Source organism: Paenarthrobacter sp. UW852 (genome assembly GCF_024608385.1).
Taxonomy (GTDB): domain Bacteria; phylum Actinomycetota; class Actinomycetes; order Actinomycetales; family Micrococcaceae; genus Arthrobacter.
The window spans coordinates 1-12,541 of record NZ_JAMSGY010000003.1; the positions used below are offsets into that span (position 1 = coordinate 1).

The 12,541-nt window shown below is 65.6% G+C and carries 7 protein-coding genes; 6 read left to right on the forward strand and 1 reads right to left on the reverse strand.

Annotation, left to right across the window (positions count from 1 at the left end; translation table 11 throughout):
- The coding region (locus tag NEK97_RS06200) for a hypothetical protein (protein WP_257369028.1) at positions 1-1,399 on the forward strand (1,399 nt) is incomplete at its 5' end.
- Between the two features lie 258 nt (positions 1,400-1,657).
- Here the strand turns inward: NEK97_RS06200 and NEK97_RS06205 are convergent.
- Positions 1,658-2,149: a hypothetical protein gene (locus tag NEK97_RS06205; protein WP_257369029.1), complete on the reverse strand. Its 492-nt coding sequence runs from the start codon at positions 2,147-2,149 to the stop codon at positions 1,658-1,660.
- Between the two features lie 237 nt (positions 2,150-2,386).
- Between NEK97_RS06205 and NEK97_RS06210 the strand changes: the two genes are divergently transcribed.
- From NEK97_RS06210 to NEK97_RS06230, 5 genes are all read left to right on the forward strand, one after another.
- Positions 2,387-4,807: a type IA DNA topoisomerase gene (locus tag NEK97_RS06210; RefSeq protein WP_257369030.1), complete on the forward strand. Its 2,421-nt coding sequence runs from the start codon at positions 2,387-2,389 to the stop codon at positions 4,805-4,807.
- A gap of 253 nt (positions 4,808-5,060) precedes the next feature.
- The gene (locus NEK97_RS06215; RefSeq protein WP_257369031.1) at positions 5,061-5,960 is read left to right on the forward strand and encodes a hypothetical protein; all 900 of its coding nucleotides are present in this window, start codon (positions 5,061-5,063) and stop codon (positions 5,958-5,960) included.
- Between the two features lie 41 nt (positions 5,961-6,001).
- Positions 6,002-8,287 carry a hypothetical protein gene (locus tag NEK97_RS06220; RefSeq protein ID WP_257369032.1) on the forward strand — a complete coding sequence of 762 codons (2,286 nt, stop codon included), beginning with the start codon at positions 6,002-6,004 and terminating at the stop codon, positions 8,285-8,287.
- Positions 8,284-11,880 carry a hypothetical protein gene (locus NEK97_RS06225; RefSeq protein WP_257369033.1) on the forward strand — a complete coding sequence of 1,199 codons (3,597 nt, stop codon included), beginning with the start codon at positions 8,284-8,286 and terminating at the stop codon, positions 11,878-11,880. The genes NEK97_RS06220 and NEK97_RS06225 overlap by 4 nt, the downstream gene beginning before the upstream one ends.
- Before the next feature lie 76 nt (positions 11,881-11,956).
- Complete coding sequence (locus NEK97_RS06230) at positions 11,957-12,469, forward strand: hypothetical protein (protein ID WP_257369034.1); 513 nt, start codon at positions 11,957-11,959, stop codon at positions 12,467-12,469.
- Positions 12,470-12,541 lie beyond the last annotated feature (72 nt).

Consider the following 12,541-nt stretch of genomic DNA (forward strand, 5'->3'; position numbering starts at 1 on the left):
CTTCAGCCGCGTCGCAGCAATTGCGCTCGACACAAACATCTTCGCCGAAGCACCCGGCATAGAAACGCTGAGATCTCTTTGTTCCCGCGCTGATAAGCACGGGCGAATTGAAATCTGGGTAACGGACACTGTCATCTGGGAATGGGGCCAGCACCTGCACGCCCACTACGTAACGCTCCGAGCTGCGACAAGAAGGCTTCACAGTGCCGGGTTTTCGGTCGAGGTCCCGGATGAAAAGACAGCCAAAGATGTTGCGCTGGACCTGAGAGGGGTCATCACGTCCTTGGGGCCCAGCATTCATGTCCTCAGTACCGCCGATTTTGCCCACGAAGCTCTTCGTGACCAAATCCTGCTGGAAGGACCGGCCAAACGAAAGAGTGGGGTAAAGACTGGCGCAGCCGATAGTGCTCACCTCCGCGCTTACATCCATGAGGGACGAAGCCGGGAATTAGAGTATGTGGTTGTCTCGGCAGATAAGGACACTCGCACCGCCTACCAACAGTGGCTCGGGGCGGAAGGCCCCTATATCTTCAACGATCTTAGAAGGGCCACTGAAAAGATATTTGGTTCAGTTCCAAGTGATGCCGACGGGTTCAACCTGGCTCTGCGGCTTGCGTACCAAGGCAATGTTCTGCTGAGGGACGTCACGATCAGCGAAGGGCATATGGGTGACTGGGCGGACCTGGCACCCGACGAATTTTCCTCCCTTTCGTTCGACGTCGATGCCGCCTCTGCCAAACTCGTCGGTCTCAACCAGACCAAGCAGGACGCCACCGCACTGACGTTCAGAGCCTTCTATCTTGCAGAGGTGAGGATCGCAGGCCTTCTGGAATCTCCGTGGAGCCGTGGAAACACTAGGACGCAGGAAGCAACTCTCCCAAGGGCCCTGCTGCGAGCGGATATCTCCCTTCCCGCTGGCTCCACTTCAGCTGATGACGCATTGGTGACGAACTGCTATCTCGATGCAGGTGGAAGTGGCTGGAGTGAGCAAAGCGACGCGCTAGATAGCGTCATGGATGCTCTGACTCTGGTCCCAGGGGTCACCGTCGAACTGGACGGCCTGGCGTCTTGGCCGGAACAGCGGAGGAACCAATCCTCCAATTTGGTGGTAGACGTTGCCGGGGATCCCTTGGATCTCACCATCTACGGCAGCTACTTCGGCAACTGGGAGTTGACGGCTTCGTATGGCGAGTGGAGGGTCATGCTGAAATGCGATGCCCTTGGGGTTGGCTATACCGATTCGGAAGGCGACGGCATCCCCGAGTACTACGACATCACTGCATTCGGCAGCGAAGCATGGTCGGGGAACGCGGAGTTCGCAATCAACGAAATGCTGTTTGAGGCTCGACGCGCAGAGTTGGCAGGCAGGGCCAACTCTGCTGAAGATGAAGCGCCGTAACCCGTTTCCAGTCAACGCGCGACTCGATTTCGTCATCCCGCCGCTGCCGGAACTGAACTCGGCAAGCACATCGGGGTATCTGGGGCCTGGGGCTGCGCCTCCAGGCCCCGGTGTAGCTCGGGCTGTGCTGCGCTCCTCGCCGTGTGGGGGTGGCGAAACGACCATCCGGAGAACCTGTCTTACACGCCCTGACCATATAGTCGATGGGCGCGCCCGTGGGCTGCGAGTCGCTCGAGCTTTGGCGCGGCTGAGGCGAAGCTATGACCGGACGGTGAGCCTGCCTTCCTTCATGTCGTCGCGCAGCTGCGACAGCATGTACCAGTGCGCGCCCTTGGGCTTGAGCGAGATGTAGTGCTCGTGCTGCTTGCCGTCCTGCTCCCAGTCCAGGACCATCTCCGGACGGCGCAGCAGGCCCTGGTATTCGTCGACGTCGGCCCGGATCTCCACGCGCACACGATCGTCCCCCGGCGGCACCAGCAGCACGGCGACGTCGCCCTCGTAGCTCAGTGAGACCTCCTGGGCGAGGAGCCGTCGTACGTCGGCCGTGCAGATCTCTCCGCGGGCGACGTCGAAGACATTCTTGCCGTGCGTGGCGCTCTCCCAGGCGTCGATGCACTCGATCAGCATTGAGCACCCTTGGGCGATACGGATGACGTCCGCCTCGTCCGGCGGCCAGCTGCCCTCCTGCATCTCGATGAGCATGCTGCTGAAGTCCTGTGGTGTGCGCAGGAAAGCGTGGTCGAGGGCCATGGGATTCGTGCTCCTGGGTCGGGCGTGAGCGGGTGGCGACTCTATAGACGTTACCTCGATCTGGGGTCGCCGTGAATGATCCAGGCCCTCTCTGAGCGGCGTGCCGGCGCGGGTCCCGCGGCTCTCATTCGACTCGCGGGGTGACTCGTCAGGACTCGCCATTTGACTCGTTCTATCGATAGACTTGTGACTGATTTATGAGTCGACTGGTTTATGAGTCACCGACGAAAGGGAGTCATGATGGTTGTCGGGATCCTCACCGAGAAGCCGAGCGCGGCGCGGCACTTCGCCGTTGCCCTCGGCGGCATGAACTGCACGTACAACGGGGAGCAGTTTGTCATCGCCCACGCCCGGGGGCACCTGTACGAGTTTGTCGATCCGCACCTGATGGTGGCGGATCCGGACATGGCCGGAAAGTACCGGACCTGGGACCTGGGCAATCTGCCCTGGGACCCGCAGCAGCTGGACTGGAGCCTGGAGGTGATCAAGAACGCGAGCTCTGTCGCCCAGGACGTGAAGCGGACCCTGGGCAAGTCCGACGAGATTGTGATCGCCACCGACGTTGACCCCACCGGCGAGGGCGGCATGATCGCAGTCAACGCCTTCCTGGAGCTGGGGCTCAAGCCGGGCAAGTGGTCGCGCATGTACTTCACCGACGAGGCCCCGGCCTCGCTGCAGAAGGCTTTCACCGCGCGCAAGGTCATTCCGTCACTCCTGGACTTCGACGAATACAAGAAGGCGCGCTACCGCTCGCAGTTCGACCTGCTCTCGATGCAGTTCACCCGCATCGCCACGAACATGGCGCGTCAGTCCGGGCAGGACACGGTGCTGCGCCAGGGCCGGCTGAAGTCGGCGATGGTCAAGCTCGTCGGCGACCAGCTGAAGGCGTACAACGACTACGTCAAGAAGCCGTTCTTCCAGAACCGGTTCCGTGACGAGAACGACGTGATGTACACGAACTCGGAGGAGCCGCGGTTCGACCAGAAGGACCAGGTGCCGAACCAGTACGGCCCCTCCCCCGTCGTGCTCGACGGCAAGGCGGCGAAGCAGACCGCGCCACCGAAGCTGCTGGACCTGGCCGCACTGTCCTCGCTCCTGGTGGGCAAGGGGGTCAAGGCCCAGCTGGTGCTTTCGACCTACCAGTCCATGTACGAGGCCCAGGCCGTCAGCTACCCGCGTACTGCCGACGTGACGATCACGCCCGAGCAGTTCGACGAGCTCGCGCCTCTGGTGGACAAGATTGCCGGGGTCGTGGGTGTGGACGTGAAGCTCCTGACGCACCGCCAGCCGCGCAAGACGCACGTCAAGCCCCAGGGCGCGCACGGTGCGAACCGGCCGGGCCAGAAGGTGCCCGCTTCACTGGACGAAGTCGAGCAGCGCTTCGGCAAGGCCGGCCGCCTGATCTACGAGACGCTGGGCAAGAACTACCTGGCGATGATCGCCGAGGACTACATCTATGAGCAGCAGAAGGGCCACGTCAAGGACTACCCGGACTTCGTGGGCATCGCCAACGTCCCGCTGTCGGCGGGCTGGAAGGCGGTGTTCGATCCGGACGCCGGCGACGACACCGCCGAGGGCGACGAGAACGAATCGGCCAAGGGCCTGGGCACCAACGCTGAGCCCTTCGTCTTCGAGGGTGCGAACAAGCGCCCCGAGCACCCGAGCATGAAGTGGCTGATGAAGCAGCTGGAGAAGCGCGACGTGGGCACCGGTGCCACCCGGACCTCGACGTACTCCGAGGTGACCTCGACGAAGACGAAGTACCCGCTGCTGTTGGAGAAGGGCCGCAAGCTCACCCTCGCCGAGGCCGGGGACATGAGCTGGCGGCTCCTGCCGGGGACCCGGATCGGCGATCTGGCGCTGACCGAGAAGGTTTATGCCGATATGAAGGAGATTGCCGCGGGCACCGGCCCGAGCGCAGAGGAGCGCCTCGCGGTCGTGGCCGACTGGGTGCGCGAGGACATCGCGACCATGCAGAAGAACGCCGCGACGATGCGCTCCGCACTGGGGCTCAAGGAGGAGGCCGTCACCCGGAAGGAGCGGGTGCAGGGCACCTGGGCCAAGACGGGCAAGGATGTGGTGTTCGCGCGTGAGTGGGGCGGCCACCGCTTCACCGACGACGAGGTCGCCCGGCTGCTGGCCGGGGAGACGATCGAGTTTTCGGCGAAGAGCACCACGGGCAAGGTCTACGAGGTCTTCGGCGAGCTTGACGAGGGCACCTTCAAGGGCCGGAAGTTCGTCGGGTTCCAGAAGCTCGGCTTCGGCCGCCGCGACGCCAGCGGCAACGCGCTGCCGCCGGCGTCCTGGTGCCACTACACCTTTACGCCCGAGGAGATCGACCGCCTCATGGCTGGCGAGGGCGTCGAGTCCAGCGACTTCGTCTCAAAGAAGGGTAACCGCTTCCAGTGCAAGGTCTTCTTCCGCGAGGAGAAGAAGGGTGAGGGTAAGAAGATCGTGCCTGACTTCGAGGCCTCCCTGGACTCCCCGCCGAAGAGCTGGTGCGGGGTTGCCTTCACCGACGATCAGCTCGCGGCACTGGCCGCGGGCAAGACGATCAAGGGTACTGGCTTCACCTCGAGCAAGGGAAAGAAGTTCGACGCGACCTTGGCCTGGAAGGACGAGGGCGGCAAGAGGAAGCTCGTCCCCTCCTTCGGCTGAGGTTGCGCAGACTCGTTCCTGAATGATTATTCGGAGGCCAGTCCGATAGACTGCCCGTCCACGTACATCAGCACGCCACGGCACCGCCCGACGGCATCGGATCGCACGTCCGAGTCCGTTGGGTGGTGCCATTCTTGCGTCAGTCACGCTCGATTCGATAGGTCTATCTAAGGTAGAGTAGTCATGTATCCCTCGTCTATGAGGGCATTCGAACAGGCACAGACAAATCAGTGGTGGCAGCAGGGAGAGATTCATGGCGAAGATGTCGTACAAGGTGCCGACGAGCCTCAACAGGTCGTTCCTCGACCACGAGATCACGCTCAGCAAGGGCGGCTGGGCGGCCAAGCCCTCCCCCATCAAGCAGCTGTTCTTCTTCGGCGGGGGCGCGCTGGCGCTGCTGTGGGCGGTGACGCAGACCTTCGTGGCGAGCTCGGGTCCGGTGTTCATCACGCTCTTCGTCATCTGGGGCCTGGCACTGATCGTCTACTTCGGCGGCATCACCAAGACCAAGGAGCTGCGGGCGATGAACGTGCCCGCCCTGCTGGCGTACGCCCCCTCCCGTGCACGCAACGTCTTCACCCGCCGCAGCTCGGACCCGAGCGACTTCTACTCGATCGTCGGCATCGACGGCATCGAGGAGGACGGCCGGATCCACTTCTCCGACGGCGGTGAGGGGCAGGTCTACCTGGTCGTCGGCTCAGCGTCGTACCTGCTCTTCGACGAGGACCGCATCGGCATCCTGGACCGGGTCGACGCCTTCTGGCGCAAGATCGACACGAACTGCGAGTGGGCCTTCGTCACCACGAAGGAGCCGCAGCGGATTTACCACCAGGTGGCCTCGCTCGAGCACCGCAACCACGCCCTCGAGGTACGCGACCCTGACCTGATCGAGCTGCAGAACGAGCAGTATGACATCCTCACGCAGCACGTCGGTGGCAAGTTCACCTCGATCCACCAGTACCTGCTGCTCAAGGGCAAGAGCGCTGACGCTCTGCGCCGGGCGCACATGGTGCTGCAGTCCGAGGTCGAGGGGTCCGCGCTGATGATCAAGGAGGCTACGGTCCTCGACCGCGAGGAGACCGAGCCCATGCTGCGGGTCTTCTACCAGGGCATCGAGGACGACCTGCACTCTCTCAAGGCCTCACTGAACTGACCGGGCCGAGCTGGACGAACAAAGGAAGGACGAAGGGTGACATGGCGCTGATGACGAAGGCCCGCGCGCAGCTGGGCATTCCGGGGAAGAAGCCCCGGGGCGGGGACGCGACGGCCGTGCCGGGCGTGGATGAACTGGAGGCCGCTCTCGACGGCGATCCCGCCACGGGCGGGACGGCGGAGCCGTCCGGGGTGACCGCGCCGGCGGTCGCCGCTGAGCCGGCCGAGGTGGCCGAGCCGAAGAAGAACTGGTGGCAGCGCCGCCAGGAGATGAAGAAGCTGGAGGGGCGGTTCGACTCGTATCCGCACCTGCTGGCGCTCAAGCCTCGGGAGAAGTACGTCTTCCGCTCCGACTACTTCGAGGTCGACGGTTCGGTGGCGTGCGTGCTCGCGTTCTTCCACGACGACGCCGCGCACGACAACTTCGCCGCGTTCTGGGGCATCGACCGGATCCCGGACGGGCTCGACGAGCGCGTCACCGCGGTCGTCCTTGAGCAGGTGCGCCGGATGGACGAGAAGTGGGTGGATTCGTTCACCAAGCAGTCGGAGAAGCTCGACCGCCTTGACGCGAACGAGCAGGAGGAGACCGGCACGACCTCCTCCAAGCGCAAGGCCGCCAAGATCTCCTCCGACCTGGAGGTCACCATCGGCGAGATCCAGGACGGCGCGAGCTACCTGTCGGTGCACAACCGCCTGTTTCTCAAGGCTCCGGACCTCGAGACGCTGGACGACTCGGTCGACCGCGTCACGCGCCTGTACATCGACCGCTTCGGCACGCTGAAGGCCGCGGCGTACGCCGGCGAGCAGCGCCAAGAACTCTCGGGCCTGTTCAAGAACAACGAGAAGAAGCGCGGCAAGGGCTTCCACTTCACCTCGACCGAGCTCGCGGGTTCGTACTCGCTGGTGACTAACGGCCTGAACGACCGGGGCGGCGAGTACGTCGGCTACATGGTCGGCGACGTCAACAACTCGGCCGTACTCATGGACGTGAACCGGTACGAGCACCACGTTGTCGTGGCAGACGCGACCCTGAGCGAGTACCTGGACCGCCAGCGTGTGTCGAACATGTGGTGCTCGAAGATCTCGCAGGCCTGCATGCTCGGCAACGGCTCGGTGGTCCACCTCGTGCTGGACGGGGCGGACCTGGACAAGCTGGGCCCGAACTTCGAGCGGCTGACCTCGCGCGTGGACCTGAACCGCGGTGACGTCAATCCCTTCGAGCTGTTCGGCGACGAGGACGACGAACTGACGGTCTTCGCCGCGCAGATGGAGAAGCTCAAGCTGATGTTTGAGCAGCTCTACGAGACCACGGACGGGGCAATCGGCTCGATCATCCGCTCTGCGCTGGAGGACACGGCGACAGACTTCTATGTCGAGCAGGGCATGTGGCGGCACAACGCCAAGGACCAGCGGCACCGTCTGCGCGTGGTCAACATCCCGCACCAGCAGGTGCCGCGGCTGCAGATGTTCGTCTCGTACCTCGACACCGCGCACAAGGCCCTGCTGAACTCAAGCAAGACCGACCCCGACCAGCTGCGCGCGTACAACGTGCTGCGCGGCATCGCGAACACGATGCTCAGCACGAACGGCGACCTGTTCAACAACCACACGGCATCGGCCGTGGACGGGGTCCGGGATGCCCGGCGCGTGGTCTACGACTTCTCGCGGCTGATGCGCCGCGGCAAGGGCGTGGCCATGGCCCAGCTGGTCAACATCGTCGGCTTCGCCGTCGGCAAGCTCGGGCTCGGGGACACCGTGGTGATCCACGGCACCGAGCAGATTGACGACCGCGTCAAAAAGTACCTGCGCGACCAGTTCGACCATATGCACGAGCGCGGCGGCCGCGTGGTCTACAGCTACAACGACGTCGACAAGATGCTCGCGGACTCGGACTTCAACAAGTTCGACGCCGCGGACTACACGCTCTTCGGGCCGATGCGCGACCGCACGGTGGCGGAGTACCAGAAGCAGCTGCACCAGCAGATCCCGCCGGACCTCGCCCAGCTCATCACGACCAAGGGCGAGAACCTTACCTACCTTCGCCGGGACGTGTCGAACGTGGTCTTCCACCTCGACCTCGCGCTGGGGATCAACCCCTTCCGCGAGGCCCAGCGCAGGCAGGTTCGCCTGGAGGCCGCCAAGGCCGACGAGGCGGCCCGGATGGACCAGCTGATGAAGGACAAGCCGGCACCCGGCGCGAAGCTCACCAGCGCCCGCCAGAGCGTCGAGTCCGAGGAGGACCGCTCTGAGGACCAGGTGGGGCGGGCCGACCGCAGGAAGGCCATGAAGAAGGCCGGGACCGCCCCGCGGAAGCTGGGCAAGTCATGACGGCCATCACGGACACGACAGACAGGAAGGGAAAGATGAACGGGACCATCACGCTCGCGGCGCGGGCCCGGGCCGCGGCGACTGCCCGGGGCGGGCTGGTGCGCGTCCTGGCTCTGTCGCTGCTCGTGGCACTGGTTGTGCCGCTGCTGATGACGGTGTTCGCGCCATCGGCGCACGCTGCCGACGACGAGGACCGCGACAATTACTCGCTGTACCAGCTGGCGTCGAATGCCTCGACGTACTTCAGTCAGGAGAACTCCCCCGAAGGCAAGGACAAGCCCGAGGATCGGATGAACGAGGACTGGCGGGCGATCACCGCCGACCCGGCGACGGGCGGCGACATGCTCGGCTACGCCGACTCCGAATTCAGCCTCTTCAACGTAGTCGGCTGGCTCTTCGCCGAGGCGACGGGCTCCACGCAGACCATCGGGTACGACACGCTGAATGCGACAGCCAGCGGCAGCGGCAAGAACGTCTACTCCGGCATGGTGGACTACGCCCACTTCGGCGCGGCCAACGCCGACCTCGGCCTGGACACGATGTCCTCGGGCATCGGTGGACAGATCCTGTCGCTCATCGGCGGCGGCGCGATCTGGCTGCTCTACGCGATGGCGCTGGCCGTGGGCACGCTGTTCTATCTCATCATCCAGCTGCTGAAGGTGCTGAACCCGTTCATGTGGTTCTACCAGGCGGTCGCCGGCGTCGCGGACTCCGGCGGCAATACGAACAGCGCGCACCAGCAGGACCTCGCCGACGGGATGACCGGTGGCCAGGCCAGCGGCGGTGCCCTGGCGGGCCTGCAGCACTGGATCGCAAGCTGGTACGGCCTGCTGCAGTCGATCGCCTGGGAGGCGCTGGTCCCGCTCTTCATCGGGTTCCTGATTATTGGCCTGGTGCTGTTCAAGAAGATGGACCGCGGCTCGGCGATCAAGAAGCTCGTCGTGCGCGTCGTCTTCATTGGCGTGGGCCTTCCGCTGATGGGTTCGATGTACACCGGCGTCCTGGACAAGTTCGATGACTCGCTGCTGGGCCAGCACGCCGGCCCGACCCGTGTGGTGCTCTCCACGTACGTGGACTTCGAGGCCTGGATGATGAACGACCGTCTCGGCGTTCCCGATGAGGCCGTTATCGCCTGGGACAACGGCCAGGCCAGCAACAACGCGATGATGTCGGTGCGCACGACGGCACTGGCGATCAACAAGCAGGCGCACGGTTCGACCTTCCGCGACATCAGCGTGGGCCCCGGTGCGACCAATGCCGAGACGGCCTGGAAGAACAGCCTGGTCGGCATGGAGGGCAGCCCGGCGGGTGACTTCAACGCCGTGGGCGAGACCTTCGGCATGCTCAACAGCTACATCTCGGGCCAGATTACATCGGCGTCGGACTTCGAGTCGGGCATCAAGAGCGCGATTACCAACCTGCCGGTCAACAGCGACGTGAAGAAGGAGTGGTTCATCGACAAGAAGTCCTACGGTGACAGCGACAACTTCGGCGGGCACGGCGAGTCGGACTACATCCCGACCAACCACCCGGTGCTGGCGGCCGGCGGCAAGGGCCTGACCTCCTCGAACCCGGGCGGGAACACGACGAGCTTCTCGACCCAGGGCACCAAGCACGGCTGTGGGTTCTCGGTCTGGGCGGACAACGCCCCGGTCTCCTGCAACATGTCGGCGCTGTCGGCGTATAACTACCTGAACACCGGCTTCGGCCCCGACTCGATGACGATGTACAGCTCGAACAACGTCACCAGCGGCCTGACCCGCGAGGACCACATGGCGGTCAGCCAGGTCGGCACGGGCCCGGCGAAGTTCATGTACTGGCAGAACGCGGGGGTCGTCCTGGGCAGCATGGTCCTGCTCGGCTTCTGGTACGCCATCGGCATGCTGGTGGGCGCGGTCAAGCGCACCTTCAGCCTCGTGGCCGCGGTGCCGTTCGCCACGCTGGGTGCGATCGCCGCGATCAGCAAGGTGATCGTCTACTCGGTCGCGCTGATCCTCGAGGTGCTGGTGACGCTGTTCATCTACCAGTTCGTCTCGGAGCTGCTGATCTCCATCCCGGACATCATCTCCGGACCGGTGTCGTCCTGGATGTCCCAGGACGGCCTGTGGGGATCAGGCATGCTCGGCGGGATCATCGTGGTCATTCTCACCCTGATCTCCTCGCTGCTGATCATCGGCATCACCTTCGCGCTCCTGCGGGTGCGCAAGGTCGTGCTGCAGGCGATGGACGAGGTGTTCACCAAGCTGGTGGACAAGTTCCTGGAGACCAACACCGCACCGAAGCCGGACAAGAGCGGCATGCTCCCCGCGCTGGCTGCGGGAGCCGGGGCCGGAGCCGGCATGGCCATGGGCAACAAGCTCGCCTCCGGCGTCGGCGGCAAGCTCGGCGGCAGCGGGGCTACGAAGCCCGGCGGCACCCCCGGTGGCGGCAAGGGCTCGTCGACCAACGCCGGCGGCCTGAACGGCGACCAGAAGTCGCTTGCTGGCGGGAAGGGCGCACTGGCGCTGGCCGCTGGTCCGAACGAGGGTCCGGAGGCCGGCCCCGACGGCGGCAGCCCCGCCGGTCCCGGTCCGATTCCCGGCGGTGGTGGTGACAGCGGCGGTCGCGGCCCGTCCGCCGGTGGCCCCGAGGGCCCCGGCGACAAGGGCGGTCCTCTGCAGCTCACGGGCGGCAAGGCGGGGAGCTCCCGCTCCGACAAGGAGACTGCTCAGACCCTGGGCAGCAAGGGTGGCCTGTCGAACCTCGGCTACAGCACCGGCCCGGGTCCCTCCTCGCGGGGCGGCCAGGCCACCGGCGGCCAGACGAGCTTCGGGGTCGGCGGCGCGCAGGGTGCGCCTGGCACCGGACAGCCGGGCCAGGGACAGGGTCAGGGCCAGAAGCAGAACGGGCTCGCGGGCGGCACCGACAGCGGTGCGCCCACCAGCGGTGGCCGCAAGGCGGTCGCCGGCCAGTCGGCCCCGACGCAGTTCGGCACCGGACAGCAGGCCGCTCCGGCCTCCTCGGGCCAGGGCCCGCGCTTCACCGCGGGTACCGGCGGACCTGCGCAGGTGAACCCCGTCGTCGCAGCGGTCCCGGGTATTCCGGGCACCCGGGCCACGCGGGCCGCCGAAGGTCAGCAGCCGCAGGCCAACGCGGGTTCCGGTTCCCGCGCTGTGCAGGCAGGACCGGGGATGCCGCAGGCCAGCGGCAGCCAGCGTCGCAGCCCGCAGGCTCCGGTCCAGGCTCCGACCGGCCAGGGCAGTGCACACCGGGCTCCGATCCAGCCCCGCACCGGCGTTCCGGCGCAGGTGCAAGGCCAGACCGGTCAGCGTCCGCAGGCCCCCAATCCTGCTCCTGCTCCTGCTCCTGCTCCTGCCCAGCCCCGTGTGGGTGGCCGGGTCAGTGGCGGCGCTCAGGGCAGCCAGGGTGTCCAGCCGACTCCGCACAGCGGACGTCGTTCAGCACCGACGGCTCCCACCCCGGCTCCGAAGGCCCCGGCTCCGAAGCCGTCGCAGCAGGCCCCGGCCGAGCCGCGGCGGACGGCGGATCCGGCTTCGAAGCGCACGGACGGTCCCGTGTCCCGGAGGAAGCCGGCTGAGGACCAGAAGAACTGATCGTTGGTGATGAGGGCGGCGCACTCCGACAAGGGGTGCGCCGCCCTTTGCCTGCCATGGAGGAAGGATGGACCGGATGAATCTGCGAGGCAAGACACGCGATGAGTTCCCGCAGGGCTGGTGGCACTCGCGGCGCTGGTGGCTCGAGGGAGCGCGCGAGCTGGCTGTGAACTGTGTGGCCGCGTTGGCTGCTGTGTTTTTCGTGCGCGAGGCGCTGCGGCTGGTCCGCGATCGGGACAGCCCCGCTGATCTGGCGCGCCGGCGCGTTCCGACGGAGGGATGGGTAGCCGGCCTCCTGTTCGGGTGCATGGCTTTGGGCAGTTCAACGGCCCTGGCGGCCGTTGCAGTACAGACGGGCTCCTCTGAACGGGGACTGGTCCAGGTGGTGGTCCTCATCGCCATCGTGTGGTGGCTGGCCAACGTGGTCGTGTCAGTAACCGCGCTTGCGGTGCTGGCCAGGTCGCGGGTCCGGCACCGGGACACCTGGGCCGAGATCGATTTCGTCGAGACACATGCGCCAAAGTACGGACGGCCGCCGGAGACGATCGAGGAGTACCGGGCGCTGCGCCTGAAGGGCGGACGGCTGTAGGGCTCATACGGGACTGCCAGCCAGCCAGAGACAAGAAGACCCCGTGGACGTGATGTCCACGGGGTCTTCCTT

Excerpts from the sequence above, each read along its gene's own strand:
- NEK97_RS06220 (WP_257369032.1), top strand. The coding sequence starts at position 6,002 with ATGGCGCTGATGACGAAGGCCCGCGCGCAGCTGGGCATTCCGGGGAAG.
- NEK97_RS06225 (WP_257369033.1), top strand. The coding sequence starts at position 8,284 with ATGACGGCCATCACGGACACGACAGACAGGAAGGGAAAGATGAACGGG.
- NEK97_RS06215 (WP_257369031.1), top strand. The coding sequence starts at position 5,061 with ATGGCGAAGATGTCGTACAAGGTGCCGACGAGCCTCAACAGGTCGTTC.
- NEK97_RS06230 (WP_257369034.1), top strand. The coding sequence starts at position 11,957 with ATGAATCTGCGAGGCAAGACACGCGATGAGTTCCCGCAGGGCTGGTGG.
- NEK97_RS06205 (WP_257369029.1), bottom strand. The coding sequence starts at position 2,149 with ATGGCCCTCGACCACGCTTTCCTGCGCACACCACAGGACTTCAGCAGC.
- NEK97_RS06210 (WP_257369030.1), top strand. The coding sequence starts at position 2,387 with ATGATGGTTGTCGGGATCCTCACCGAGAAGCCGAGCGCGGCGCGGCAC.